Source organism: Lamprocystis purpurea DSM 4197 (assembly GCF_000379525.1).
Taxonomy (GTDB): Bacteria; Pseudomonadota; Gammaproteobacteria; order Chromatiales; family Chromatiaceae; genus Thiodictyon; species Thiodictyon purpureum.
The window spans coordinates 1-26,658 of the sequence record NZ_KB902550.1; the positions used below are offsets into that span (position 1 = coordinate 1).

The following is a 26,658-nucleotide window of genomic DNA, read 5'->3' on the forward strand; positions in this document are numbered from 1 at the left end:
TGTCACTGGAGCATCGAGAACAGCTGCCACTACATCCTCGACTGGAACTGGGACGAGGACCGATGCACCATCCGCACCGGCCACGGCCCCGCCAACATCACCGCGCTACGTCGCTTCGCCATCGGCGCCATCAAGTCAAAATCCCGCGACACGGTCGCCGCCACCATCCAACGCCTGGCACGCAACGTCCGCCTGGTGTTCGACTACCTGGGCATGACGGAAAACTCCCGCCGCCGCCCGCGGGGACGGCCAGCCACGGTGGGCTAGAACGGATTCGCCGTGGGCCAAGTGTCGGCTGCACTTGACATCGTAGATGATATCGGTTCCTGGGTGCCGGGCCAGAACATCCGTCGCGAGCAGCATCAACACGCGGTCCGCACTGATGTACCGACCCTGGGAGTCGACGACGCCCAGCCGATCGCCGTCCACGTCGAACGCCAGTCCGATGTCCGCCCCTTTAGACAGGACCAGTTCACCAAGATCGCGTGTGCATTCGGGTAGTGCGGGGTCCGGTATGGGATCGGGGAGGGGGGACTCCAGGTCGCAGTTCAATTCCAGAACCTGACAGCCGAGTGCGCGCAACAGCGCCGGAGCGACTGCCGATAGGGTGCCGTTACCGCAATCGATGGCGACCGTGAGACCACGTGCCAGATTCACGTCCTGCTCCAGATACGCGCGATAGCTCCTGATGATGTCCTGTGCCTGATAGCCGCCGCGGCCGGTCACCAGGTCCCCGACCAGGATGCGCCGATACAAGGCTTGGATCTGATCGGCTTGGGCGCTCTCACCGTTGAGTACGATCTTGACACCGTTATAGGTGATCGGGTTGTGGCTGGCGGTGACCATGGCACCGGTCTGCGGTTGCGGGTGAGCGCAGGCAAAATAGACCAGGGGCGTCGGGACGACACCCAAGTCCAGCACATTCGCGCCGGTGCCGCGAATACCCTGGATCAGGGCGTCGCCCAGGGCGGCACTCGACGGGCGGACATCACGCCCGACGACGACCGTGGGGTCCCCCAGGGCCGCCGCCGCGCTGCCCACCGCCTGGCCGATAGCGCGTATCACTGGGGCGGTGAGTTGATCGTCGACCAGGCCGCGAATGTCATAGGCGCGGAAAATCTCGGCGGGAACGTCCGCCTGGGTGGTCCCGTAGGACGCGATTCCCGCGTCCAGGGCCTCCTGAAGGCTTGGCGCACCTTCGGGAGTTTGCTCGATCGGCGTGGCATAGGGGTCAAATCCCTCTGGAAGGTTCAGCGCCTCCACCGGCAGATCCAAATCGTAGACTGAAAGATCCAACTCCTCGACTTCGATGCTGGATTCGCTAAGGGTCGAGGTCGGGCTCAGACCATCGCCTTCGGTATCCGGCAGCGCCGGCGCGCGGGGTGCGGGCGCTGCCGCCGTGCCGCGCAACGGTGCGCGGGTCGGCTGGAGACCGCGCAACAGATTCAGTGTCTCCTGATGTGCTTCCTGAATATCGGCGAGGCGCGTTTTGATGCGCCGGACCGTACGTTGGTGAACGGCGTCATCGACGAGGGCGACGAAGCCTTTGCAGTCCAACAGTAAAGCGCGTCGCAGGCCGCTGTAGCCGAGCCAGAGTACGGCACCGATGAGTGCCATGACCACGAGAAAGCCCGCCCCGACCCCGCCCATCAGCCAGGGGTCCACCAACGCAGCGCCTTTGATCCACACGGCGGTCCGCAGGCGGGTGCCGGCGATGGCCGCTGTATGGTCCGGCGGGCCATCGGGCGCGTCGATGCGCTCAAGGTTGGCGACCGCATCCCCCACCACTTGCTGATAGAGGATGAGACCGCTATCCCCGGTTGAACCCAAGGGATTGGGCAGCAGGTTCATGGGCAGCGCGACATGGACGACCCCCAACACCCGCTCATGCGCCGCGTCGAGCACGGGAGCGGCCACGGCCAGGTGCATGTCCGGTTGGCCGACCTTGTGGACCTCGATCAGGGTCAGGGTACGCGCCTGGGCAGCCTGGCGTGCCAGGTCGAGCCCCGCGTAGCTCATGAAGGGGATACCCTCGACCGCATGGATTTGCTCCGGTGCGAACAGGTGGATGTTCAGCGCCTCGGGCAGGCGCTTGCGCAAGTCCTCCTCACGTTGTTTGAGGGTCTCGGGCTTACCGGGCGCGGCGAAGGCCGCGCGCAATTGCGGGTCCTCCTGCCACGCTTGGACCACCCCGCGAACCCGGGTCATCTCGCTCGCCACAGTGACGGCCAAGGCGTCGGTGGCGCCTTCCAGCAGCAGCCGGCTATCCGCCGCGCTGCGGGCGGCCCAGACATAGAGCAGCAGCAGCGCGGTCGGCAGCAACACCAACGCGATGCCGATGAAGCTCTCGATCCAGAAACGCTTGATCCCAGGCGGGGAATCGCCCTCCGCCGCCTTGTGCCGGGCGTCCTCCCTCCGCGGAGCTACCATGGCCTGCCTCCTCGCCGCGCAATCGATGCCAAAATGCAACCTGGCGCCGGACCGGCCGGCGCTGTCGTCAGTGTTTGCCGGTGTGCCCGAATCCGCCGGACCCGCGCACCGACGCGGCGAACTCGGTCACCAGCGTCAATTGTGCGCACAGCACCGGAACCAGAATCAGTTGGGCAATGCGTTCGCCGACCTCGATACGGAACGGCGCGGTCCCCCGGTTCCAGCACGACACCAAGAGCGGCCCCTGGTAGTCCGCATCGATCAGGCCGACCAGATTGCCGAGCACGATCCCGTGACGATGGCCGAGTCCCGAGCGCGGCAGCACCAGACCGGCAACCCCCGGATCGGCGATATGGATCGCCATGCCGCTCGGAATCAACACGCTGCCCCCCGGGGGCAGGTCGATCGGTGCGTCACACATGGCCCGCAGGTCGAGCCCGGCGGCACCCGCGGTCGCGTACTGCGGCAGCGGAAACTCGCGGCCCAGACGCAGGTCCAGGACCTTGACCTCAAGACGATGCACGGTGGGATCAGGCAAGATAGCGCTCGGTGATCAACTGGGCCAGTTCCCCGGCCAGCCGGGTCTTGGGCATCATCGGTAACACGCGCCGACCCTCGCGCCACAGGCAGATGAGGGCATTTTCGGCGCGCTCAAAGCCGCCCTGATCTCCCCCGACCTGATTGGCGGCAATCAGATCCAGTCCCTTGCCGCTGAGTTTGGCGAGGGCGTGCGCCTCCACCTGATCGGTCTCCGCGGCGAATCCGACCGTGAAGGGCGGGTGGGGCAGGGCGGCGACTTCGGCGAGGATATCCGGATTGCGGATCAGTTGCAGCGTCAGTTCCGCCGTCTCTTTCTTGATCTTGCGCTCGGCGGGTGCGGCCGGCCGATAGTCCGCCACCGCCGCGGCGGCCACGAACAGGTCGATCGTGCCGATCCGTTCGAACACGGCCGCATGCATCTGTGCGGCGGTCTCCACGTCGACGCGCGTGACCCCCGCCGGGCCGGGAAGCGCCGTGGGGCCGCTGATCAGACACACCTCGGCGCCCAGTTGCGCCAGGGCCGCGGCCAGGGCATAACCCATCTGTCCGGAACTGCGATTGCCCAGAAAACGCACCGGGTCGAGCGGTTCCCGCGTGGGACCGGCGGTGACCATTGTGCGTACGCCCGCCAGCGGGCCCGCGGCGGCAGTGGACGGCGGCGGATTCACCGCATCCGGGAGGAGGTCGGCGAGCAGGGCCGTGGCGATCTCGATGGGTTCGAGCATCCGCCCAGGCCCCAGGTCACCGCAGGCCTGGCTGCCCTGCGCCGGCCCCAGGATGCGCGCCCCGCGGGCCCGCAGCCGCTCCAGGTTGTCCTGGGTCGCGGGATGCAGCCACATCTGCTGATTCATCGCCGGCGCCAGATACAGGGGCGCGCGCGTGGCGAGTGCCAGGGTGGTTGGCAGATCGTCCGCCAGGCCGGCGGCGAGCCGGGCGATCAGATCGGCGGTGGCGGGCGCGAACAGGATGCGCTGCGCCCAGCGCGCCAGTTCGATATGCCCCATGCCGGCCTCGGCCGCCGGGTCGAGCAGACTAATTCGCACCGGCGCGCCGGAGAGTGCCTGAAACGTCAGGGGACTGACGAAGGCGGTCGCCGCCTCGGTCATCACCACGCGGACCACGCAGCCGCGTTCGCGCAGACGGCGCACCAAGTCCGCCGCCTTGTAGGCCGCGATGCCGCCGCTCACTCCGAGGAGGACGCGCGGGCCGGAGTCTGGCACCATGAGGGAGTCGACCTTGATGATGGTTCATGAATGGTCGAAAGTGTAACTGATCCGCGCCGTCAGCGCCGTGATGTACCCGGCGTTGCGCGCGGCCAACAAGACTCGGCTGGATTCCGTAGCGAGGGACCCGATGGCGATCACTGACTGGCCGGAAGATGAACGCCCGCGCGAAAAACTGCTGGAGCATGGCGCCGCGGCACTGTCCACCGCCGAACTCCTGGCGATTTTTTTGCGGACGGGCATTCAGGGCAAGAGTGCGGTCGATCTGGGGCGGGAACTGCTCACCGCCTTCGATGGGCTGCCTGGACTGATGGCGGCGGATGAACGGCGTTTGAGTGAGGTCAAGGGCCTGGGTCGGGCGAAAATCGCCCAACTGGGCGCGGTGCTGGAACTCAGTCGCCGCTATCTCCTGACCCAGGTGGCCGATCAAGACTGCCTGACCAGCCCGGAGGCGACCCGCGACTATCTGCGGCTCAAGCTCTACGGGCTGCCGTATGAGGTCTTCGCCTGCCTGTTCCTGGACAATCGGCACCGAGTCATCCGCTACGAGGTACTCTTTACAGGCACCATCGACGGAGCAAGCGTGCACCCGCGCGAGGTCGTGCGCCGCGTCATCGCGACCAACGCCGCGGCTGTGATCTTTGCACACAATCATCCATCGGGCGTGGCTGAACCCAGCCAGGCGGATCTGCGCATCACCCAGCGGCTGAAGGACGCCCTGGCGCTGATCGACGTGCGCGTTCTCGATCACCTGATCATCGGCGATGGGCAGGGGACTTCGCTTGCCGAGCGGGGGCTGTTGTAATTAGTCCAACCGGGTCGGGTCGCCGCCGCCGAAGCGCTCGCGCGCCGCGGCCAGCGCGGTCTCCAGGAGCGCGGGGGCCTGGGTGCGCAGCCGCTCCAGTTCGGCCGCGGGCACCTGTTGTGCGACTTGCTGCCAGAGTGCATCGGTCTGGGCCAGCGTGCGCATGTCGCCCACCCCGGCCAACAGTTCGCGGTAGAGCACCAGCGCGGCGGGCCAACCTGCCGCATCCCCGGCGTCTTGCAAGAGCCTGACCATCAATTTCAGCGTGATGGATTGTCCGAAGCGGTCGTTCGCGGCGCGGCCCAATGCTAAGGACTCGCCCGCCAGCAAGAGCGTACGGTCGATTTGGCCTAGGGCCTCGGCGGCGCGGGCCATGTAAGCGAAGGCCGACTGGATGCCAAGGTGGTCACCGATCGACTGGAAAGTCGCCCACAACTCGACGAAACTCCGGAAGGCCGTCGCCGCGTAGCCCTCCATCGTGTTTATCAATTCCAGTTGGAGCGATAGTGCCTGCTGGTAGGCGTCGCGGGCAGCGGGGTGGTCGTCGGTGCGCTGGGCAAGGTCGCCGACAGCCTGGAGCGTATTGGCCTCGCCGCGGCGGTCCTTGATGGCGCGGAAGAGCGGCAGGGCCTGCCGGTAGGCGTCGCGGGCGGCGGTGAGATCGGCGGTGCGCAGGGCGAGGTCGCCGATGGCCTTCAGGGTATTGGCTTCGCCCAAGTGGACGTTGTCGGCGCGGTAGAGCGATAGGGCCTGCTGATAGGCGTCGCGGGCGGCGTTGTGATCATCGGTGCGCAGTGCGAGGCGGCCGATGGCAAGTAGCGTATCGGCCTCGCCGAGGTGGTCGCCATCCGCGCGGGCGATCATCAGTGCCTGTTCATGGCAGCCGGCCGCTTTCTCGAACTCGCCCAGAGCGGCGTAAGTCTTGCCAAGCTTGTTGAGTGCCTTTCCTTCAGCTTGCTTATCTCCCAGGCGCAGGAGCACCGGGATTTGCTCTTCGGTTCGGATGCGCAGGGCTTCCCCAATCCGGTCTTGCGTCTCCAATCCGTCGGCGATCACGCCGAGTGCGGCGGCGACGCCGCGGGGATTATCCAAGGCGCGATAGCGCTCCAGTGCCATCGCCGCGCGCGTCGTTCAGCGGGACCAGGCGCGGGTCGCCTGGGTTCAAAGGGAGGTCGTAGTCCAGATTGTCCCGATAGTCCCAAACGGTCGGCTCGCTCATTGTGTGTGCGTCTCGTGTTGCAGGTTCCGAGAATCGTCATTTCCTGTCGATCCGCTGCGGAAGCGTTCGTCGCCCCTTCTTGGTCGTCCGTTTTGAACAGCAATGGTCCAAGTTGTCGGGCTAGGTGCCTTCCGGCAGTGTAAGCGTGAATGCGGTAGTGCGGAACCCCAAGCGCCGACGCCGACGGACTCCGCGGTGCCGATCGGCCCAATCCAACCGAAACCCGCTTCGCTGGTTCGGCGCGTGATTGGCCCTGGGCGAAATCCGCTTCGCCGTCAGGGCCTTGGTCATCGTTCCGGCCACTGGAGGTCGAGGCTTTAGCCGGTTCGGCGCGCAGGCACCACTGATTTTATTTGAGATCTCGGGAATCGCCACCGGCTAGAGCCTCGGCGTCCAGGTGCGGACAGGTCTTCAATGAGGACGAACTCCTGGAACTCACCGCCGAGTTGATGAACGTGGCAAGCGAGCAGGAACTCGACCACATTCATCAAGAACCTGGTCAAGCGCGCCGCCGGTGCCACAGCAATTCCAAATTTGGGTGGTATCGCGCGATCCGTGGTGGATGCGGCGCGCGCGACCGCCGTGCCGGGCCCCTGACACCGAGCGGCGCGCCTTATCCACCCTACAGCGGAGCCGGTTTCGTAGGGTGGATAAGCGCAGCGCATCCACCATCAGCCTCGCGGCCGGCACGCTGTTGGCGGCGGCCACCCAAATTTGGAACTGCTGCCGGTGCCATCGGCATGGGGGCCCTGCCTGTTGCGTCCCGGGCGTACGCTGACGAACAGACCTGCCGAAGATATCGGCCTATCATTCGTAAACCCCCGGCTCAGCAGCAATGGAGCGGCCAGTACCATGCAGATTCATGTCGGCTTCGAGATGGAATACCAATTCAAGGTCTGGACCGACGCGGTCGTCGGGCCATGACGTACTGCGTCGGTGTCAAGCTCGACGAGGGGCTGATCCTCGCCAGCGATTCGCGCACCCATGCGGGCGTGGACAATTACGCCACCTTCTGCAAGATGACGGTGTTCGAGCGCGCTGGAAACCGGGTGCTGGTGCTGCTCAGCTCCGGCGGCCTGGCGGCCACACAGACGGTGATCAACCTGTTGCGCCGGCGCGCGGCCGGTGCCCCGCCGCACCTCTGGAGCGTCGATTCACTGTTCGACGTGGCCAATCTGGTGTCGGATGCGATGCGCGACATCGAGCGTCGCGACGGCAAGTTTTTGGAGAGCGGTGGCCTGAAGTTCAACGCGTCCTTCATCCTCGGCGGCCAGATCGTCGGCGAGGACATGCGTCTGTTTCGGATCTACGCCGAGGGTAACTTCATCGAGGCCGGCACCGACACCGTGTTTCTGCAGACCGGGGAGGCCAAGTACGGCAAGCCGATTCTCGACCTGGGGGTGAGCGCCGGCGCGTCCCTGGAGGACGCCACCAAGTGCGTGCTGGTGTCCTTCGACTCGACGATGCTCAGCAACCTCTCGGTGGGCATGCCGATCGACTTGCTGTGCTACGCCAAGGATAGTCTGCGGGTCACCATGAAGCGCCGCTTCGCCGATGGTGACGCCTACTTCGACGCGCTGACCCGCCAATGGCTCGAGGGCACGCGCAAGATCTTCTGCGCGTTGCCGCCCTTGGAGTGGTAAGGCGCTTGGCGTGACAACCGCTCTTTGCGGGGTCACGCGGGCGCGGTGGCGCCGGCGGTCGTCGGCCGCGCCCGCCGGTGCAAGCGCATCGGCATGCCGCCTTTGGGGCCGAGCGTGATCTGGGGTTCGAGCGTCAGCGGCTGGTCCGGTTGCAGGAGCTCGAACTCGACCAGTTGCCCCAGGGTGGCGAGGAGCAGTTGACCCTCGACGAGCGCAAACTGGTTGCCGATGCAGATGCGTGGACCGCCGCCGAACGGGAAGTACTTGAATTTGTGCCAGGTGCGCTCGGCATCGTCGGCGAACCGCGTCGGGTCGAACCGCTCGGGCGCGTCCCACAGGCTGGGGTCGCGGTGCATCGCGAACGGGCTCAGCAGCAGCACGCTGCCGCGCGGGATGGCATGTCCGCCGAGTGTGATCGGTTCGGCCACGGCCCGGACCATGAAATAGGCCGGCGGATACAGGCGCAACGCCTCCTTGAAGAGCATGCGGGTGTAGTGCAGTTGGTCCAGGTCGTCGATCCGCGGCGGGCGGCCGCCCAGCACCCGCTCGAGTTCCGCTTGGAAGTGCGCCGCGAGCGCCGGTTGCCGCGCCAGCTCGTACCAGACGTAGGTCAGGGTCAGGGCCGTGGTCTCGTACCCGGCCAGATAGAGTGTGATGACCTCGGCGCGGATCTCCTCGTCGGTCATGCGCTCGCCGGTCTCGGCGTCGGTCATCTGCACCATCATCGTCAGCAGGTCGTCACCGCCGTCGCCCTCGCCGACACGCGCGCGGCGCGCGCTGATGGCCTCCATCACGATGTGGTTCAGCCGCGCCGACAGCTCCCGCTGGCGGCGATGCTCCGGCGTCGGCAGCCAGTCCGGGATCTGCACCGGGCGATCGAACTGACGCCGTGCGATCTCCTGCAACCCTGGGAGGGTCTCGGCGACCGTCGCGGCGTGGACGCGACTGTCGACCCGGAACAGCGCCGCGGTCACGATCGACAGCGTGAGCTGATCCATCGCCTGCTCGACATCGGTCTCCTCGCCGTCACGCCAGTGCCCCGCCGCGGCCAGCGCATGCTCCACCATCAGGTCCGCATAGCCGCGGACCCGTTGCAGATGCAGCGCCGGCGCGATCATGCGGCGCTGGCGCTTCCAATAGGCGCCGTCGCTGGTGAGCAGCCCGCCACCCAGGGTCTTCTCGAGAATCCGCCGCACCAGCGGATCGCGCGCCATCTGTGGATGCCGGGTCACCAGCACCTCGCGGACCAGGTCCGGGTCCGACACCAGATAGCAGCGCCTTGGCCCGAGTCGAAACCGCACGATGGGTCCCATCTGCGCGGTGTCGGTAAGGAAGCGCAGACGGTCCTCGCGAAATGCGCCAAGGGCGCCCAGGAGCCAATGGCCCTTGCGCTCGAACAAGATTGGAGTCGCTGTGCCCATGGTCGCCGGCCTCCGAATAACGGCATTCCCGTGACTATGGTGTTGACCGACGGCATGTAAAGGCGGGGCGGGCGTTACCGCGATCGGGGGCGTCCGCGACCGGTCAGTCCAGTAAAGACGTTGTCACGCCAAGGCGCCAAGCTCGCCAAGGTGTTTCAGTGCGTGATCGGCGTTGTGCGATTCACCCGGCGGGTGATCCGGAAGCTGGATCTACCTTATAGCGTTCGCACCTGATATCCAGACAGACCTTCGTGTAGGGGCGGGTTTGAAACCCGCCCCTACGTCCGGTTAGGCCTTGATCATCGTTTCGGCCGTAGGGTGGACAAGCGCTAGCGCAGTCCACCGAACCCCGCGCCGCCGCTGGTGGACTGCGCTGCGCTTGTCCACCCTACGATGCTGGCGACACGGCGTCGGTAGTTCCAAATTTGGGCGGCAGCATCCAGCGTGGAGCCGTCGGCGGGGCTGATGGTGGATGCGCTGCGCTTATCCACCCTACAAAACGACAAAACTCCTGTCTGACTTGTTGCTTATTGCTGCCGAGCCACATAGTCCCGCAGCACGGCATCCATGCGCCGTTGCCAGCCCTCGCCCGTGGACTTGAACCAGGCCACTACTTCGGGACTGTAGCGCACCGTGACCGAGACCTTGGTCGGGCGGCGCTGCGGCCCCCGCTGGCCGCGGGTGCGACGCGCGTCCAGGGCCGCGCGGATTGCCGGTACGCCGCCTTTGCTGACCAGCACCGCGTCACGCCAATACGCCTCGACCGCTGCCGGGTCATTGGGGTCATAAGGGCACTCGGGCTCATCGACCGGAGGTGGGGCCGCCGCGATCAATCTGTCCCATGCGTCAGGACTGTCCGGAAACCCATCGGGCAAATGCTTTGATTTCATGGCGTTTTGCTTTTCTCAGGCTGATCACGTGAAGATCGCTGCCGCGCTCCGTGTAGGTCATGAACACTAAAAGACTAGTGCGTAAAGGGTCGGTCGTCAATTTTTTTGTAACTACGCGTATCCCGGACAAAAGGTCCCAAAGGCGTGTCGGCAGACGCAGAGCAGGTGGCACTGATCCGTGGACAGCAACGGTATTGCGTCCGTCTTGTGACCAGGCGATCAACGCCGCGCGCGCCATTCCCGCGGGCTGCACTTGGCCCAGTTCCGAAAGGCGCGTGAAAAGGCATTCGGATCGGCATAGTGCAAGGCCGCCGCGATCTCCGCGATCGGCAGGCTGGTGCTGTCGAGCAGTTGCTTGGCGATCTCAAAGCGCTCTTCATCGATGAGTTGCTGCAGGTGCATTCCCTCATCCGCCAGGCGTCGCCGCAGCGTTCGCTCGCGGATGCCGAACAGGCGTGCAATCGCGGCGGCCGACGCGGTCCCGCCGCGGATCATCTGATGCAAGACGCCCCGCACCTGCTCGGCAAAGCGCATCGGGTTACTGGCCGCCGCCTCGCGAATGGTCCGGGTGAGGGCGGCATGGCGCAGCGGATCGGCACCCGCAATGGGCTGCGCGAGCCAGGAGGAGGCGAACAGGATCGCCGAGACCTCGGCATCAAAGGTCAGGCTCGTCCCAAACAAGCGGCGATACGGGGCGAGGTCGCCGGGGCGGCCGTGCGCGAACTGAACGCGCAGCGGCTGCCACGCGGGACCGCAGAGTGCGCGCAGGATACGGTACGCGATGGCGATCGCGCCGTCGGCGATCTGCGCGGTGGCCGGTGTTCCGTGGCGATAGATCGAATACCCCAGCGTGACGCAGGAGGGGTCCGGGGTCAGCAGGATCGGCACCGCACCCCGGTCGGTGAGGTCCAGATGCAGCAGCAGGCTGCGGATGGCGTCGCCGACCGTGGCGGAATGACGCATCAGTAAGCCGAGGTGACCCAGCGCCTCCAGGCTGAAGCGTTCGCCGACCAGGAGCCCGAAGTGGTCACACCGCGTGAGCGCGACGCAGGTGTCCAACAGTCGCCCGAGCGACTCGATCGCGATGCGTGCGTCGGGGTCTTCAAACAGCTCGGGATCGACTTGAGCCTCGGAAAATGCACGCTCCGGGCGGACGCCCAGATCGGTCAAGACAGCCGGGAGCGTACGGATCGGCCCCACCCACAGGTCGCCGAACCGACGCGGGGTTCCCGTGGCCGCGGTGTCATCGCCGGAGGGCGGGGACTGAGCCGTCATGGTGCTGTAATCCTGTGACATTGCTGTCCGGCTCGGTCAGGTGAGGCCGGAATTGCAAGGTAGACTAGCAGCCGCTTTGTTAGATTCAAAGGCCAAGGTTTGCGGTCGAGCGGCCGGCAAGCTCGGCGCCCAGGTGCACGACCGGCGGGGCGTCCTTCCCACGATTTCGCCGTTTAACTGAACATTCACCAAGAGGCAACCGAAGATGCGTGAGTCCAGCATGATCTTTCCGTGGCGACGCGTCGGCTGGCTGGGCCTGATCCTACTGGTTGGTCTTGCGGTCGCACACACGGCGTTCGGTGCTGTGCAGGTGACCGGCGTCCCCGGTTCGCCCGGCGCCACCACGACCATCCCCGGGAATCAACTGCCGCCGCCCGATCCCAAGTTCGGCGGTGTCATCAAGGACGGCGCCCTGCAGTCCAAGCCGTGGTGGCCGCCGGCCGTCGTGCCGCCCAAGGGCGCGCCGAACGTGCTGCTCATCATCACCGACGACGCCGGTTTCGGCGTGCCCAGCACCTTCGGCGGCGTCATCCCGACGCCGACCATGGACCGCATCGCCAATGAGGGTCTGCGCTACAACCGGATGTTCTCCACGTCGCTGTGCTCGCCGACGCGTGCCGCCTTGATCACCGGGCGCAACCACCACTCGGTCGGTTTCGGCGTGATTTCCGAGCAGTCGACCGGTTTTCCCGGCTACAACAGCATCATCGGTGTGGACAACGCCACCATCGGCCGCATCCTGCTCGACAACGGCTATAACACCTCCTGGTTCGGCAAGGACCACAACACGCCCGCCTTCCAGGCGAGCCAGACCGGCCCCTTCACCCAATGGCCGACCGGCATGGGCTTCGAGTATTTCTACGGTTTCGTCGGCGGCGACGCCAACCAGTGGGAGCCCAACCTGTTCCGCAATACCACGCAGATCTACCCCTTCCTGGGGAAGGAGCCCGGTACCTGGAACCTGATCACCGGGATGGCCGACGAGGCCATCGACTGGGCGACGCGGATGCATCAGACCGACCCGAGCAAGCCGATCTTCATCAAATACGCGCCCGGCGCCACGCACGCACCGCACCATCCGACGAAGGAATGGGTAGACAAGATCAGCGCCATGCACCTGTTCGACGATGGCTACGAGAAGCTGCGCGAGCGTATCTTCGAGAACCAGAAGCGGCTCGGCGTGATCCCCCAGGATGCGCAGCTCACGCCCTGGCCCAAGGAGGTCTTGAAGCCCTGGGATGCGCTCACGCCCGAGGAGAAGAAGCTCTTCATCCGCCAGGTCGAGGTCTTCGCCGCCTACTCCGCCTACAGCGACCATGAGATCGGCCGCGTGATCCAGGCCTTCGAGGACCTGGGCAAGCGCGACAACACGCTGGTCATCTATATCAACGGCGACAACGGCACCAGCGCCGAGGGCGGGCCGATCGGGACGCCGAACGAGGTGGCCTTCTTCAACGGCGTCACCGTACCGGTGGACGTACAGATGAAGTGGTACGACGTCTGGGGCACCGAGCAGACCTACAACCACATGTCGGCCGGCTGGTCCTGGGCCTTCGACACACCCTTCGACTGGTTCAAGCAGAACGCCTCGCGCCTGGGCGGCACCAACCAGAATATGGTCGTGTCCTGGCCGGCGCGCATCAAGGATAAGGGCGCCCTGCGTGAGCAGTTCGTGCACGTGATCGACGTCGTGCCGACGATCCTCGAAGCTGCCGGCATCCGCGCCCCCGAATTGGTGGACGGCATCAAGCAACAGCCGATCGAGGGTACCAGCTTCCTTTATACCTTCGACGCCGTGAACGCCAAGGCCCCGTCGCGCCACCAGACCCAGTACTTCGAGATGATGGGTCAGTGGGCACTCTACGAGGATGGCTGGCTGCTCAGCACCAAGGTCGATCGCGCACCCTGGGAGGCCTTCGGCGCGGCCAACGCCGACCCGCTGAACAATCAGGTGTTCCAGCTCTACGATCTCACCAAGGACTTCACCCAGTCCAACGACATCGCCGCCAAGCACCCGGAGAAGGTCAAGTCGCTGCGCGCGCGGTTCCTTGCCGAGGCCAAGAAATACCAGGTCCTCCCGCTCGACGGATCGGTGGCGGCGCGGGTCATCGCGCCGCGCCCGAACATCACCGCCGGGCGCACCGAGTTCGTCTATACGCGCCCGATGGTCGGCCTGCCGCAGGGCGACTCGCCGATGCTGCTGAACACCTCCTACACCATCACCGCCGACATCGAGGTGCCGGACGGTGGTGCCGAGGGCATGATCCTGACCTCGGGTGGGCGCTTCGCCGGCTACGGCTTTTATCTTCTCGAGGGCAAGCCGGTATTCTTGTGGAATCTGATCGACCTCGATCGCCCCAAGTGGCAGGGCACCGCGGCACTGTCACCGGGACGCCATACGCTGGAGTTCGACTTCAAGTACGACGGGCTCGGCGTGGGCACGCTGGTGTTCAACAGCTTCAGCGGGCTCGGTCGCCCCGGCACCGGCACGCTCAAGGTGGATGGCAAGGTGGTCGACACCAAGACCCTGCCGAAGACGCTGCCGATCATCCTGCAGTGGGACGAGAGCTTCGACATCGGTTCGGATACGCTCACCGGCGTGAACGACGCCGACTACCAGCCGCCGTTCCCGCTCACGGCCAAGCTCAACAAGCTGACGATCGCGGTCGACCGGCCGGAACTCTCGCCCGCAGACATCCAACAACTGAAGGAAGGGGAGGCAAAGGCGGCGGCGGCCAGGGAATAGCCCGGCACGGACCCTGGCCCGCGCGCGGGTCGCCCGAGACGGGCGGCACCGCGCAGGAGGGTCACCAACAAAACAGAGGAGACAGCCAATGGTCATACTGAAGCAGACGCTATCCCGCCTTGCCTTGGTAACGGCGGTCCTGGCGGCCCCCGCCGCAAACCATGCGCAAGCGCTCGCGGACTCACCGAGATTCGCGCCCGAGGTGCCGGCCAAGATTACGACGCCCGATATGGCTGAGACCCGCATCGGCACTTTGCGCTTCAAGGACGGTGCCCCCGATCCCGCGACAGTGCAGTTGGCCTACGATCAACTGGATTTCGGTCGCGGCGTCGATGCCTTTTTGCGCGGCATGTCGGCCACATCTGTCTACGCCGTGTGCCGCGGCCTCGCGGAGGCGGGCATCGAGGCCAATCGGGGCATCGGTATCAGCGAGGACCTGCTCGATGCGCGGTCGCTGTTTCTGACGCCCAACACCACCACTGTCTACGTCTTGGCTTGTCTGAATCTCAATAATGGACCCGTGGTGTTGCAGGTGCCGCCGCGGGTGCTGGGTCCAGTGGACGACGCCGATTTCCGCTGGGTGACGGACGTCGGCCTGACGGGTCCGGACAAGGGACACGGCGGCAAGTATCTGTTCGTCCCGCCGGGCCACAAGGGCAAGCTCCCGGAGAGCGGCTATCACGTCGCCAAGCCGCGTACCAACAGGGTACTCGTGTTTTATCGCGCCTTTGTCGAGAAGGGGGACATCGCCGCCGCGGTGGACGGGGTCAAGTCGAAGGCGGCTGTCTATCCGCTCGCAGCGGCGCCCAAGCCCCCGGCGACTCAATTCGTCAACGTTTCCGGCAAACAATACAACACGATCAGCGCCAACGACTTCAGCTTCTACGAGGAGCTGAACGGCGTGGTGCAGAACGAGCCCGCGGACTGGGTCGACCCGGATACGGTGGGCCTCTATGCCGCCATCGGCATCCGCAAGGGTCACCCATTCGCGCCCGACGAGCGGATGAAGAAGACCCTCACCGAGTCGGTGGCCGTAGCGAATGCGATCGCACGCGTGAACCTGTTTGCTTCGCGCGACCCGCGGACCCGGATTTTCTCCGACCGGCAATGGCTGACGCCGTTCGTGGGCGGCAGTTACCAATTTCTCGACGGGGCCGAGCGTCTGCTCGATGCACGTATGATGTTCTTCTATTACGCCACCGGTATTACGCCAGCCATGAGCGAGGCCAAGCCGGGCACCGGCTCGGCTTACGCGGGGCTCTTCCGCGATTCCGCTGGAAATTACTTGGACGGCGGACGCACCTACAAGGTCGACCTGCCGGGACCCATCCCGGCGAAGGATTTCTGGTCCTTTACGGTCTACGATAACCAGACCCGCTCCCTGCTGCCGACCGACCAAAAGCTTGCGGGGCTCGACAGCACTGTGCCGGAGATGAAAAAGAATCCGGACGGCGGCGCCACCGTCTGGTTTGGACCCAAGCCGCCGCCCGGCGAGGAAGCGAACTGGGTGCAAACCATGTCTGGTAAGGGCTACAACGTGCTGCTGCGGCTCTATGGGCCGCTGGAGCCCTGGTTCGATCAGACCTGGCGGCCGAGCGATTTCGAATTGCAGCCGTAATCTCCGGCGCTGCTCCGGATTCGGTGCGCCTTCGCCCAGACACCTGCGCCGTGATTCTTGAAAAACGGGCAGGTTCCTGGTTATTAATACTGCCGGCAATCTTGCCAGACCACTCCGGTTTGTCGAGTATGATCCAGCAACCAGGGCACCGCGACCAGCGCCTTGGGATGAATGTCATGAAACAGAATGACGCCGCGCCGCCATAACAGCATCAGCGTCATAATCCGCTGGGCCGCGTCTTCGCCACTGACCCGACTATTCCAATCCTGCGAGTCGATATTCCACAGCGCTACTTTCAGATCGTGCTTGCTGAAGAACTCACCGCTGTCGGCGCGGCGTTGTCCATAAGGCGGACGGAACCAGGGCTGATAGGACTGCGGGAAAGTTGCTTTAACCAGATCGCGGGTATCGATAATTGAGCTTTGCCATTTCTCCCATTTGGCGTGAGATTCATGTCGCCAGCCGTGCATCGCGGCGCATTGTCCGTGAAACAGCGTTGCCGGCGTGGCCGGCTCCGCTTGTTTCAGCCGGGCTTGCAACCGCTCGCCCAGCAGATAAAACGAGGCGTGAAGATTATTGTTTGTCAGTAACGCAAGCAGTTTATCGGTATTGCCATCGGGTTGCGAAGGGCCATCATCAAAGGTCAATACAAAATGCCGATCCGGAAGTTCAAAGCCGGTGTGTTCCAGCGCGGAAAAGGTATCAATTTCACTGCTGACCTTCGGGAACAGTGCAGCCAGCCTAATCAATTCACCGGCATAGCTGTTATGGAAAACCCGGGCTTTGGTGTGCCAGTTGCGATAGGACTCCGGCAATCTTTCTTCTAATTCTTCGGCGGCGGTCAGAAGTTCATCCGCCGTGCTGATGTTGTCGCAAAAGACCTCGGAATTAGCGCAGTCAGCCGCGGCAAACCGCCAGTTTTGCAACAGCTGTGCGGTCAACTGATTGCGCACCCGCGCGACCGAAGCGGCATCCACCTGTTTAATGTTCAGTTTGGTTTTTAATGTCGCGGCGTCTTGTTCCGCCACTTCGGCCAGCGCAGCAGCAAATACCAGGAACGGCGTGGGCGGTTAGCTCCTCCAGGTTCAAGGGCAACGACACAATGGCTTGAAAATACTCGCATCGCCAGCCTCTCGGCAACTTATCAAGCACAACATGTTGTGGGTGGAGGAGCTAACCGCCCACCCCTTTACCAGGATTTCCGCTCTCGACGCCCGATCAAAGGCAGCGGTTGAATTCATTGTTTCCGGCCATAGCGACCGATCCGCAAAGGCGACGGTGTCGGGGCCATAAGCAAACAATGGTTTAAAGCAGCACATCAACAGGAAAGCCATCAATGCTTTTTTCATGGTCGCTTCCGGCAATGCCAGGCGGATTTCGCTGCCAAAGACCGTAGCATTGAAGGAAGGGCTCGGCAAGGGCAAACTGCGATCCGCTGGCGGCCGACGGGGAGCAGCGGGGAACAAGCCACTGTTTGGCGGCACGGCAGCGGGTGGTGAAGCCGCGGGCGACGGCGGCATAATAGGGCGTCAGTGGGGGGACAGGTCCTAAGGTATCTCCACGAGGGCCTTGGTCATAAACCCGGCGACCGCGCGATCGGCACGGTCGTCGGTCCGCGCAGCGGACCCTACTGCGCCCCTATTGCCTGCGGAGTCTCCGACCGTGACTCAATATTCACTGACCTTGACGGGCGACCTGCTCCCCGGTGCCGACCGGGCGGTGGCGGTGACGGTTCTGGCCGCGATGCTCAAGCTGCCGGCGCCGCAGGCCGAGTCGCTGCTCAACGGTCGTCCGCGCACGCTGGGGGGGCCGCTCTCGGCCGCCGCGGCGGAGCAGGTGCGTCGTCGCTGCGAGCAGGCGGGGGTGGTCGCGCTGGTGCGCCCCTGGTCAACGGCCACCGCGGCAGCGCCGGCCACGGCGGCCGAGGTCTGGGCGCGCCCGAGCAGGTTCGAGGTCGCGGCCCCGACGAAACGGTGTCCCAACTGTGGCGAGGAGCAGCCCGAGGCGGACCTGTGTCGGCGGTGCGGGATCGTCTTCGCCAAGTTCGGCTTAGCGCGTCCAGCGCTCCCGACGGCCAGGGCGGCGGCGTCGGCCAGCGACCCCGAGTTTCCGTTCAAGGTGGTCACGCAACTGGTATTACTGGTCTTTCTGTCGAGCCTGGGGGTCGCCCTCTGGAGTCACTGGAAGAAGGCGCAGTTGCCGGCGCCCGCGTTCTATGACCAAGCCCAACTGGCCGCGCCACGCCAGACCCCCACGACGCGGCAGCCCTTCACCGTGCAGGCGCAGGGCATCCTCTATACCATTGAGCCGCTCTACGACTATGTGCTCGAGGCCGTGGTCGTAAGCCTGCATGACAGCGACGTCATTTCCGATATCTATCACTTCAAGGATTGGCAAGACTTCATCAACATCCGTGACCTCTGTGTGGTCTGGGGCGCGAATGTCCGCAGCGACGCCTTCCGCGCCATGAGCTACAGCAATACGACCTGGACCTGTTGGGTGGGGCCGCGCAACGCTCCGGCGGCCCAGTGGTTCGCCTGGGACCAGTTGTCCAACAATCACCTGCTGAGCGCCGACCCCCAAGTCCAGCGGGCCATCAAGTCCGCGGTCATCGGCGACCAGATCCGCCTCACCGGCCAGTTGGCGCGCTATTCACACGGCGGCGGCTTTCAGCGGGGGACCAGCACCACCCGCACCGACCAGGGCAATGGAGCCTGCGAGACGGTCTATGTCGAGCGCTTCGAGATCATCCGACCGGCCAACCCCGGCTGGCGCCTGGTCTATCGGTTGAGTCTGTTCCTGCTGTGGTGCGCGCTGCTGGGTCTGGTCGTGCTCTTTTTTACCGCGCCGGTGCGAGGGTTGCGGCGCTGACCGGTGGCGAAGCACGTATAGCCTTCGTACCTGATATCCAGACAGACCCTTGGCGTAGGGGCGGGTTTGAAACCCGCCCCTACGTCCGGTTATCACGTCCGAATGCTATAACTGAGTCACTGAGGCAGGCTTTGGGGACAGCCTGCAAGGCTACCGATCTTAGCCGGCGATCTCGCCGGGACTTGATTCCCATGCAGCGACAGGCAAGACTCCGAACTCTGTAGATCAGGCAACGGATGGGAACACAATGCGACCTTACATGATGACCGGATTGGGGGCATTCATCGCGTTCGCGGTTGGCTTCGCCCAGCTCGCGCGGGGCCAGGACCCTCAGGCGACGGCCGTGATCTTCGAGGACGTGCGGATCTTCAACGGCACCTCGGATCGGCTGTCGGAGCCATCCAACGTTCTGGTGCTGGGCAATCGCATCGCGACGCTCTCCAGGGACCCCATCCCCGATCCTCCTGACGCCTCGGTCACCCGCATCGCCGGTGGCGGTCGCACCCTCATGCCCGGGCTGATCGACGCCCATACCCACATCATGTTCGCGACCTTGCCCCAGCACGTGATCCTGAGCAGCGATGCCGGATACATCAGCGTCGCCGCCACCAAGGCCGCGAAGGACATGCTGATGCGCGGCTTCACCAGCATCCGTGATCTGGGCGGCCCGGTCTTCGGTCTCAAGCGCGGCATCGATCAAGGGTTGGTGGTGGGCCCGCGTATCTGGCCCGCGGGGGCCTTCATTTCTCAGTCCGGTGGCCATGGCGACTTCCGGCTGGCCAATGAGTTGCCGGCTCCACCGGGCTATTTCTCCTTCAGCGAACGCATCGGCGCCGCGGCTATCGCCGACAGTCCGGACACGGTTCGTCAGCGGGCACGGGAGCAGCTCGCGCTCGGCGCCTCCCAGATCAAGCTGATGGCCGGCGGCGGGGTCGCGTCGAGCTTTGACCCCCTGGACGTGACCCAATACACGGTCGCCGAGCTGCGTGCGGCGGTCGAGGCGGCGGAGAACTGGGGCACCTATGTCGCCGTGCATGCCTATACGCCACGGGCCGTGCGGCAGGCGATCGAGGCGGGCGTGAAGTGCATCGACCACGGCCACCTGCTGGATGAGGCTACCGCGCGGTTGATGGCCGAGCAGGGCGTGTGGTGGAGCCTGCAACCGTTCACGGGCGACGGGCCGTCCGCCTTCGCGGAGGGCTCCCCCAACCGGCTCAAGCAACTGCAGATGTTCAGCGGTACCGACCAGGCGTATGCGTTGGCGAAAAGGCACAAGATCAAGACCGCCTGGGGCACGGACATCCTCTTCAGCGCCGAGACCTCGGCCAAGCAGGGACAGCAGCTCGCGAAAATGGTCCGCTGGTACAGCCCCGCGGGCGCATTGAAGATGGCAACCGCGGACAACGCCGAGCTGCTGGCCCTGTCCGGCCCCCGCAGCCCCTACCCGGGCAAGCTCGGGGTCGTCGCGGAGGGCGCCCTGGCGGATCTGCTGCTGGTCGACGGGGACCCCCTGGTCAACATCGACCTGGTCGCCGACCCCGCTCACTTTCTGGTGATCATGAAGGACGGCGTAGTCTATAAGAACCTCGTGCAATAACGAAATCAGTCAAGGATTTATCCGGCAATTCCGAATTTAGGCCGCATCGCGCGACCCCTGGTGGATGCGGCGCGCGCGACCGCCGTGCCGGGTCCCTGACATCGAGCGGCGCGCCTTATCCGCCCTCCAGCGGAGCCGGTTTCGTAGGGTGGATAAGCGCAGCGCATCCACCATCAGCCGCGCCGCCGACACGCTGCCGGCGGCGGCCACATAAATTTGGAACTGCTGACGGTATGTCCCTCAGCGAGTTCAACGAGCGTTACGACAGCGAGGCCAAGTGCGAGAAGCGGGATTGCATCAAAGGCGTCCTTCTCCCCTTATCGCTGAGGCATCACTGCCCCGCCGGTGCTTCCTCCGCCTGGACCATCGCCTGTACCAAGTCGCCAAGCACCCCGGCGACGCAGGCGTTGTCGTGGGGGGCCTTGGTGAGTTGGGCCAAGGCCACGGGCCGCCGCGCGAAGGACGGCATCTGCGCCAGGTCGCGGGACGCGGCGGCGGCCGTGAGGAAGCGTGCGAACACATCGCGGCCGTCGCGCCCCGGGTGGAGCATCCGCTCGGCCTTGCGCTCTTCCTCCGCCGTCAGGCGGAACACCGTGACGCCTTCCTTGATCGTCTCGGTGACCTGGAGATCGGCGATGGCGGTGGGTTCGACCGCCGTCGGGTCCTGTGACAGGACCGCGAAGTCGGCCAGCTTGCCGGGCTCCAGGCTGCCTTTCGTCGCCTCTTCGAAATGGTGATACGCGGGCCAGAGCGTCATGGCCTTCAGTGCCGTGATGACATCGACGCGCTGGTCCGGGCCGACGATGCGGCCGGAGCCGCGGGCGAGGCGGGTGACGGTGGCGTCGAGCACGCGCATCGAATCCGGGAAGGCGACCGGCGCGTCGTGGTGGCTGGAGAAAATCATGCGTTGGCCTGGATGTAGGCGCGGTCGACGAGCACGTCCGGATAGGTATTGACGTCGTTCGCGAAGCCGCCTTCGGCAGCCACCTGCTTCAGCATCTCGACGATCTGGGGCGTGGACCGGCCTTCCTGCGCCGTGGTGTAGCCGAAACGCGCCCAGAGCTTGGCGCCTGCGCGCGCGAAGGTCTTGAGTCCCTCCGAGCCGACGCGGCCGAGGACCACCGGCGCGCCGTTGAAGAACGCGGTCTCCTCGAGGGTGCCGTTGGCCATGGTTCGGGCTCGGTCAGACATGGCCGGAATTGCAAGGTAGTCTGGCAGCCCCTTTGATAGATTCAAGTATCGTAACTGAATCGGAGATGACGATGACGAACAGACGCGAACTACTGGGCGCTGCTGCCCTGATCCCCTTGGCCCTCGGGCTGAGGTCCGCGATGGCGGCGGAAGGGAAACCGGCACATGAGAAAGCCGGCCATGAGGCGCCCAAGCAGGCGGACTTTCTCTTTGTCCAGAATGCCCAGGGAATCACCTACGCCGACGGCCGCTTGACTCTCAAAGGTATCAGCCCCGCCACGGTAATGTTCGCCGACCGCCCGGAGCGCCTCGCCACGCATATGGCCACCGCGAAGTTCGTGCCTTTCTGGAGCGAGGGTAAGGACAGCTTTCTGAAGGATCCGCCCAATGCGACCCTGTCCTTCCTTGAAGACGAGGCGCTGGTCGACGCGGTGGTGGTGTTGCACGATCCGGTCCTGACCGGGGACGACCTGAGTTATAACGTCAAGATTCTGGAGGGCAAGATCCCCGCCAAGGCGGGTGTTGCGGTCCTTTTCATCGACATCATCGGGATGCCCCTGACTCCCATCTCCTATGCCGGCGCGGCCCGCCGCGCCTGGCGGCGGTGATGATCCGGCCGTTCGGGGATAGCTTGTGCGAGGCAACTATCCAAGCAAGAATGGTTATGCCCAACGACGGTTGCGACCGGCAGATCGATGCGCATATTCAATTGTGTTTCTAAGTGATGTCAATGGGCGAGCCGTCTCCGCGCCGGTGATGGCCCTGTAGCACAAAGCGGGGGGCTGCTGTAAGATTCAGGTCAGCGAATGGAATTCGCAGACCTCGTGCCGAGCGGCGCTATCGCGACCAGGACGGCCAGGTGAAGCGCCCGATTGAATCCTTATGCCGCAACCGCGGTAGATTTCAACCATCCACTGACTGGTAGAGTAGCCACATGAAATCGAAGCACCTGATCGTGACCGCGACCGCTGCACTCGTACTCACCCTGGCCGGCGCTGCCGCCGCCGAATCCGCGGCGCAAAAAGCGGCCGCGGATGCGGTGATGACCGGCGCCGCCGCCGAGCAAGCGGAGGCCGATAAGCGGCAGGGCCAAGCCGACAAGGCAGCCCAGGACGCCGCCGCGGCCAAGGCCAAGGCTAAAGCCGATCCGACCGCTGCCAACGAGCGCGCCGCCAAGATCAAGACCGAAGAGGCGGTCGATGCCGCCGCCGTCGCCGGCGGGATGGAAGGTAAAGCAGCGGCGGCGCAGAAGGCGGCCGAGGATCTCAAGAAGTAATCGGCTGTGCTGCCGCTGACGCGCAACTCCTGGCGTGGATCATCATTTCGGCCGACCGGATGACATCAAGCGCTGAGCGGCGATAACGAATGAGCCGCATCGCTGCGCAGCGGTGCGGCTCTTTCTGCTTCCAATTCGAATGAGACACATGAAGCAACCGCAACACCCACCCGCGATACTGGTTCAGGCTGCTGTTTTGCTCGCCGGATCCTTGGTCGCAATCCCCGCCGCGGCGGCGGTCGACCCCTTGGATGGCAATTGGCGCTTCAGCGTTACTCCGTATCTTTGGCTGCCGAATATCAACGCCGATCTAAACTATGATCTGCGGCCCCGCGCGGCGGCCCTGCTGCAATCCGGGGCCACCCAACTCAGCACCGAGATCGGACCCAACGACTATCTCTCCAACCTGCAATTCGCGCTAATGGTGAGCGGCGAGGCGCGTAAGGGTTTGTGGTCCGTCTACACGGATATCATCTACCTGGACCTGGGCAATCAGGACTCCAGCATCCGCACGGTCCGCGGCTTCCGTGGCGAGTCCTTGACCAATCTGGCCCACCAGGCCGAGACCAGTGTGAGCGGAACGGTCTGGACCCTGGGCGGCGGTTATACGTTGGCCCACGGCGCTTGGGGGAATGTCGATCTGCTCGCGGGGTTCCGTTACCTCGGCCTGGATACCGAGTTCAAGTGGCAACTCGCGGGCAGCTACGGTCTGCTCGACCGGACCGGCAAGGTTTCCGAGAACCGGGAGGACTGGGTTGGTCTCGTGGGGGCCAAGGGTGAGATTCTGTTCGGCGATCCGCGCTGGTTCATGCCCTTTTACCTGGATGTGGGAACCGGCTCGTCAAGCTGGACCTGGCAGGCCCTGGTGGGGGTCGGGTACCGATTTGACTGGGGCGATGCGACACTTGCGCTGCGCTCGCTCTCCTATGACTTCGACGAGCAGGATGCCAACCTGCGCTTCACCGGTCCGGCGCTTGGTGTCACATTTCGCTGGTAAGATCTGCGTCCATCATCATTCTCATCCGGGGTGCGTCACACGGCGACCCGGTGGGAGCGGCCTGCGGCCGCGATGGGGTCTCGCGGGATCGCGCGCATCGGCGGTTACCGCGGCACCGCATCGCGGCCGGAGGCCGCTCCCACGGGAGATATTCATCTTGCGGGGCGGGTCAACGTCTTCTCATGACCGGTAGCGTGCCAACAGGTCCTTCTGGTATCGACAACTGGCCGGAGTCCACGGGGAACACCGAGACCCTTGCCTGCCCGGATTGCGATCTGCTGCAGGTTGTGCCGGAACTCCCGCCCGGCGCCAAGGCAGGCTGCGCGCGCTGCGGTCGGACGCTGGTGACGCAGATGGCGGACCCGATCGAACGCCCACTGGCGCTCAGCATCGCCGCGTTGCTGGTGCTGATCCTGGCCAACACGGCGCCGCTGATGGGGCTTTCGGTGGTGGGGCAGCAGGCGGATACCACGATTGTCGGCGGCTCCTGGGAGATGTGGCGCCAGGGTCAGGAGCTGACCGCTGTCGTCGTGGCGTTCTGCGCGGTGTTCGCCCCGGCGGCCTATCTCCTGTGCACGCTGGCGGTCCTGCTCGCCGCCCGCCGCCCGCCCGCGCCGCGTTGGGTCGGGGAGCTGCTGCGTTGGGCCGAGGCCATGCAGCCCTGGTCGATGGTCGAGGTGATGATGCTGGGTATATTGGTCGCACTCATCAAGATTGCGGAATTGGCCACGGTGGAGCCCGATGTCGGTATGTATGCGGTGGGTGTGTTGATGCTGCTCATCCCGGCCATCCAGTCCAGCTTTGATCCGGAAGCCATCTGGCAGCGGGTGACCTGGGCCGACGACGGGTCACTCCCCGCGGACGGCGCGGTTCAGGCCGTCGGCACCCCGGACCCGCGGTCGGCACCATGACGACGACCACGCTCACGGCCGCGCGGGCCGGACTGGTGTCCTGCGGGACCTGCGGCCTGCTCGCGCAGCAGGTGAGCCGCGCCGCGCCCGGTCATTGCCCGCGCTGCGGCGCGCGGCTGGCATCGCGCCGCCGGGGGTCACTCGAGACCACTTGGGCGCTCGTCATTGCCGCGGCCATCTGCTACATCCCGGCCAACCTGCTGCCGGTGCTCGGCACTACCACGCTCGGGTCGACCGCATACGACACCATCATGGGCGGTGTGGTGTTCCTTTACACCTCCGGGTCCTGGCCGCTGGCACTCATCGTGCTGATCGCGAGCGTGATGGTGCCGCTCGGCAAGCTGTTGGCGCTTGTCTATCTGCTGATCACGGTGCAGCGCGGCTCGATTGCGGGCAACCGGGAGCGGACCCGGCTCTATCACTTGGTCGAGTTCATCGGGCGCTGGTCGATGCTCGATGTCTTTGTCGATACCTTCACCGTCGCGCTGGTGCAGCTCTCGCCTCTGATGTCGGTGCAGCCTGGCGCGGGAGTGGTCTTTTTCGCGGCGGTGGTGGTGCTGACGATGATCGCCGCCGCGTCCTTCGATCCCCGCCTGATCTGGGATGCCGACACCACGACGGAGCCTGATGTTGCCTGACCCGATCGACCACGCGACACTGCCCCGCGCCACCCGGACGCCGCCACGGCGGCGGATCTCGGCCATCTGGCTCATCCCGCTGATCGCCGCCGCGGTGGCGATCGGGATTGCGGTCAACCGCATCATGAATCAGGGGCCGACCATCACCATCGTCTTCAACTCGGCGGAGGGTGTCGAGGCCGGCAAGACCTTCATCAAATACAAGGACGTGAAGATCGGTCAGGTGACGGCGGTGGAACTCCATCAGGACTACTCCAAGGTCATGGTCACCGCCAGGATCGACAAGCACGCGGAAGGGCTGATGGTCGAAGACGCCAACTTCTGGGTGGTCGCGCCGCGTGTGACACTGAGCGGGGTCTCGGGCCTGAGCACGCTGCTGGCGGGCAACTACATCGGCTTCGAGCAGGGCCATTCGCAGCGGGCAGGGCGCCGCTTCGTCGGGCTGGAGGTGCCGCCGGCCGTGACCATCGATCAGCCGGGTCGGCAGTTCCAGCTCAAGGCCGACGATATGGGCTCCTTGGGGGTCGGGTCGCCGCTGTATTTTCGCCGTCTTCAGGTCGGCCAGGTGATCGCCTATGCGCTTGCCGACGACGGGCAGTCCGTCAGCATTCAGGTCTTCGTCAACGCCCCCTACGATCGGTTCGTCGGCACCGATACGCGGTTCTGGAATGCCGGCGGTGTCGACCTCTCGCTGGGCGCCGACGGCTTGGATCTGCGCACGCAATCGCTGGTGTCGCTGCTGATCGGCGGCATCGCGTTCGAGTCTCCCAGCTTCGCCGCCGCGAGTGAAACCGCCGCCGCGGACAGCACCTTCCCCCTCTACGCCGACCGGACCACGGCGATGAAGCAGCCGGACACCATCGCCAGACACTATGTGTTCTTTTTCAGCGAGTCATTGCGCGGGCTGTCCATCGGCGCGCCGCTCACGCTGCTCGGTTTGCCTGCCGGTGAGGTCACCCAGGTCGGCGTCGACCTGGACCCGGTGAAGCTGGCGGTGCGCGGGCGGGTGGAGGTCGTCGCCTATCCGGAGCGCATCGTCGCCCGCCTGCAGACACAACAGTCGGCCACTGTCCAGGCCATCGCGCAGAGCGCAGCCCTGAAGCATAACCCTGCCGCCAGCTGACATCGGGCGTCGTCGGCACCGGTCGGCGCTGGCGTTGGCCGTTGCGGAGTGGGTTTGACCTAACCAGGGGGGCAGCGGGACGCCCTGGCGGGTGCCGGGAGGGTGGTCGAATCAGTCCTCGCGCCGGTGTCACGGTCGCCAGGCAAGCGATTCCCGGCGCCGGTGGTTGCCGGCGAGCGGAATCCGACGCCGTGCCCGGCGGCGCTTATTCGAGCTGAAGCTGCAACGGCTGGGCCAGCAGGCG

General features: G+C 65.1%; 24 protein-coding genes. 12 read left to right on the forward strand and 12 right to left on the reverse strand.

What is annotated here, in order from left to right:
• Positions 1–135 precede the first annotated feature (135 nt).
• From A39O_RS37235 to coaBC, 3 genes are all read right to left on the reverse strand, one after another.
• A complete protein-coding gene (locus A39O_RS37235; RefSeq protein ID WP_020507945.1) occupies positions 136–2,430 on the reverse strand; it encodes a phosphohexomutase domain-containing protein in 2,295 nt (764 codons plus the stop codon).
• 67 nt (positions 2,431–2,497) lie between these two features.
• Complete coding sequence (gene dut, locus A39O_RS0127870; RefSeq protein WP_020507946.1) at positions 2,498–2,968, reverse strand: dUTP diphosphatase; 471 nt, start codon at positions 2,966–2,968, stop codon at positions 2,498–2,500.
• Positions 2,961–4,193, reverse strand: a complete 1,233-nt coding sequence (coaBC, locus tag A39O_RS0127875; RefSeq protein ID WP_020507947.1) for a bifunctional phosphopantothenoylcysteine decarboxylase/phosphopantothenate--cysteine ligase CoaBC — start codon at positions 4,191–4,193, stop codon at positions 2,961–2,963. Before coaBC ends, dut begins: the two co-directional genes overlap by 8 nt.
• 130 nt (positions 4,194–4,323) lie before the next feature.
• Here coaBC and radC point away from each other — a divergent pair, with 130 nt between their 5' ends.
• Positions 4,324–4,998 (forward strand): RadC family protein, encoded by a 675-nt coding sequence (radC, locus tag A39O_RS0127880; protein WP_026199795.1) that lies wholly within the window; start codon positions 4,324–4,326, stop codon positions 4,996–4,998.
• Here the strand turns inward: radC and A39O_RS0127885 are convergent, their stop codons facing one another.
• The gene (locus tag A39O_RS0127885) at positions 4,999–6,114 is read right to left on the reverse strand and encodes a tetratricopeptide repeat protein (protein ID WP_020507949.1); all 1,116 of its coding nucleotides are present in this window, start codon (positions 6,112–6,114) and stop codon (positions 4,999–5,001) included.
• Positions 6,083–6,217: a hypothetical protein gene (locus A39O_RS43300; RefSeq protein WP_281170111.1), complete on the reverse strand. Its 135-nt coding sequence runs from the start codon at positions 6,215–6,217 to the stop codon at positions 6,083–6,085. Before A39O_RS43300 ends, A39O_RS0127885 begins: the two co-directional genes overlap by 32 nt.
• A gap of 920 nt (positions 6,218–7,137) precedes the next feature.
• Between A39O_RS43300 and A39O_RS0127890 the strand changes: the two genes are divergently transcribed.
• A complete protein-coding gene (locus A39O_RS0127890) occupies positions 7,138–7,860 on the forward strand; it encodes a hypothetical protein (RefSeq protein ID WP_020507950.1) in 723 nt (240 codons plus the stop codon).
• Between the two features lie 32 nt (positions 7,861–7,892).
• Here A39O_RS0127890 and A39O_RS0127895 read toward each other — a convergent pair whose 3' ends face one another.
• The 3 genes from A39O_RS0127895 to A39O_RS0127905 all read right to left on the reverse strand — a co-directional run bounded on the left by A39O_RS0127895 (position 7,893) and on the right by A39O_RS0127905 (position 11,446).
• The gene (locus A39O_RS0127895) at positions 7,893–9,281 is read right to left on the reverse strand and encodes a cytochrome P450 (protein WP_040528977.1); all 1,389 of its coding nucleotides are present in this window, start codon (positions 9,279–9,281) and stop codon (positions 7,893–7,895) included.
• Positions 9,282–9,808: 527 nt separating this feature from the next.
• The gene (locus A39O_RS35525; RefSeq protein WP_020507952.1) at positions 9,809–10,171 is read right to left on the reverse strand and encodes a BrnA antitoxin family protein; all 363 of its coding nucleotides are present in this window, start codon (positions 10,169–10,171) and stop codon (positions 9,809–9,811) included.
• 219 nt (positions 10,172–10,390) lie between these two features.
• Entirely contained in the window at positions 10,391–11,446 is a 1,056-nt protein-coding gene (locus A39O_RS0127905) for an AraC family transcriptional regulator (protein WP_157640470.1), read from the reverse strand.
• 205 nt (positions 11,447–11,651) lie between these two features.
• Between A39O_RS0127905 and A39O_RS0127910 the strand changes: the two genes are divergently transcribed.
• Together A39O_RS0127910 and A39O_RS0127915 are read left to right on the forward strand one after the other, a co-directional pair.
• The gene (locus A39O_RS0127910) at positions 11,652–14,192 is read left to right on the forward strand and encodes an arylsulfatase (protein WP_020507954.1); all 2,541 of its coding nucleotides are present in this window, start codon (positions 11,652–11,654) and stop codon (positions 14,190–14,192) included.
• 88 nt (positions 14,193–14,280) lie between these two features.
• Positions 14,281–15,810 (forward strand): DUF1254 domain-containing protein, encoded by a 1,530-nt coding sequence (locus A39O_RS0127915; protein WP_020507955.1) that lies wholly within the window; start codon positions 14,281–14,283, stop codon positions 15,808–15,810.
• A gap of 83 nt (positions 15,811–15,893) precedes the next feature.
• On the opposite strand, the gene A39O_RS35530 is transcribed toward A39O_RS0127915, so the two are convergent.
• Positions 15,894–16,838 carry a polysaccharide deacetylase family protein gene (locus tag A39O_RS35530; protein WP_020507956.1) on the reverse strand — a complete coding sequence of 315 codons (945 nt, stop codon included), beginning with the start codon at positions 16,836–16,838 and terminating at the stop codon, positions 15,894–15,896.
• A 57-nt stretch (positions 16,839–16,895) separates the two neighbouring features.
• On the reverse strand, positions 16,896–17,234 hold the full coding sequence (locus tag A39O_RS42390) for a hypothetical protein (protein ID WP_211211747.1): 339 nt from the start codon (positions 17,232–17,234) through the stop codon (positions 16,896–16,898).
• Between the two features lie 238 nt (positions 17,235–17,472).
• Here A39O_RS42390 and A39O_RS0127925 point away from each other — a divergent pair, with 238 nt between their 5' ends.
• On the forward strand, positions 17,473–18,681 hold the full coding sequence (locus A39O_RS0127925) for a hypothetical protein (protein ID WP_020507957.1): 1,209 nt from the start codon (positions 17,473–17,475) through the stop codon (positions 18,679–18,681).
• A gap of 259 nt (positions 18,682–18,940) precedes the next feature.
• Positions 18,941–20,278: a metal-dependent hydrolase family protein gene (locus A39O_RS0127930; RefSeq protein WP_020507958.1), complete on the forward strand. Its 1,338-nt coding sequence runs from the start codon at positions 18,941–18,943 to the stop codon at positions 20,276–20,278.
• Positions 20,279–20,609: 331 nt separating this feature from the next.
• Here the strand turns inward: A39O_RS0127930 and A39O_RS0127935 are convergent, their stop codons facing one another.
• Both A39O_RS0127935 and A39O_RS42395 read right to left on the reverse strand, forming a co-directional pair.
• Positions 20,610–21,182, reverse strand: a complete 573-nt coding sequence (locus A39O_RS0127935) for an amidohydrolase family protein (protein WP_026199798.1) — start codon at positions 21,180–21,182, stop codon at positions 20,610–20,612.
• Positions 21,179–21,448 carry a hypothetical protein gene (locus tag A39O_RS42395; RefSeq protein ID WP_026199799.1) on the reverse strand — a complete coding sequence of 90 codons (270 nt, stop codon included), beginning with the start codon at positions 21,446–21,448 and terminating at the stop codon, positions 21,179–21,181. Before A39O_RS42395 ends, A39O_RS0127935 begins: the two co-directional genes overlap by 4 nt.
• 92 nt (positions 21,449–21,540) lie before the next feature.
• Between A39O_RS42395 and A39O_RS0127945 the strand changes: the two genes are divergently transcribed.
• From A39O_RS0127945 to A39O_RS35540, 6 genes are all read left to right on the forward strand, one after another.
• Positions 21,541–22,077 carry a hypothetical protein gene (locus A39O_RS0127945; protein ID WP_026199800.1) on the forward strand — a complete coding sequence of 179 codons (537 nt, stop codon included), beginning with the start codon at positions 21,541–21,543 and terminating at the stop codon, positions 22,075–22,077.
• A 326-nt stretch (positions 22,078–22,403) separates the two neighbouring features.
• Positions 22,404–22,745, forward strand: coding sequence for a hypothetical protein (locus tag A39O_RS35535; protein ID WP_020507960.1), 342 nt, complete (start codon positions 22,404–22,406; stop codon positions 22,743–22,745).
• A gap of 148 nt (positions 22,746–22,893) precedes the next feature.
• Positions 22,894–23,742 carry a hypothetical protein gene (locus A39O_RS0127955; protein ID WP_020507961.1) on the forward strand — a complete coding sequence of 283 codons (849 nt, stop codon included), beginning with the start codon at positions 22,894–22,896 and terminating at the stop codon, positions 23,740–23,742.
• A 194-nt stretch (positions 23,743–23,936) separates the two neighbouring features.
• On the forward strand, positions 23,937–24,653 hold the full coding sequence (locus tag A39O_RS0127960; RefSeq protein ID WP_245561998.1) for a paraquat-inducible protein A: 717 nt from the start codon (positions 23,937–23,939) through the stop codon (positions 24,651–24,653).
• The gene (locus A39O_RS0127965) at positions 24,650–25,291 is read left to right on the forward strand and encodes a paraquat-inducible protein A (protein ID WP_020507963.1); all 642 of its coding nucleotides are present in this window, start codon (positions 24,650–24,652) and stop codon (positions 25,289–25,291) included. Before A39O_RS0127960 ends, A39O_RS0127965 begins: the two co-directional genes overlap by 4 nt.
• Entirely contained in the window at positions 25,284–26,414 is a 1,131-nt protein-coding gene (locus A39O_RS35540) for a PqiB family protein (RefSeq protein ID WP_083924937.1), read from the forward strand. The genes A39O_RS0127965 and A39O_RS35540 overlap by 8 nt, the downstream gene beginning before the upstream one ends.
• Positions 26,415–26,658: the final 244 nt, after the last annotated feature.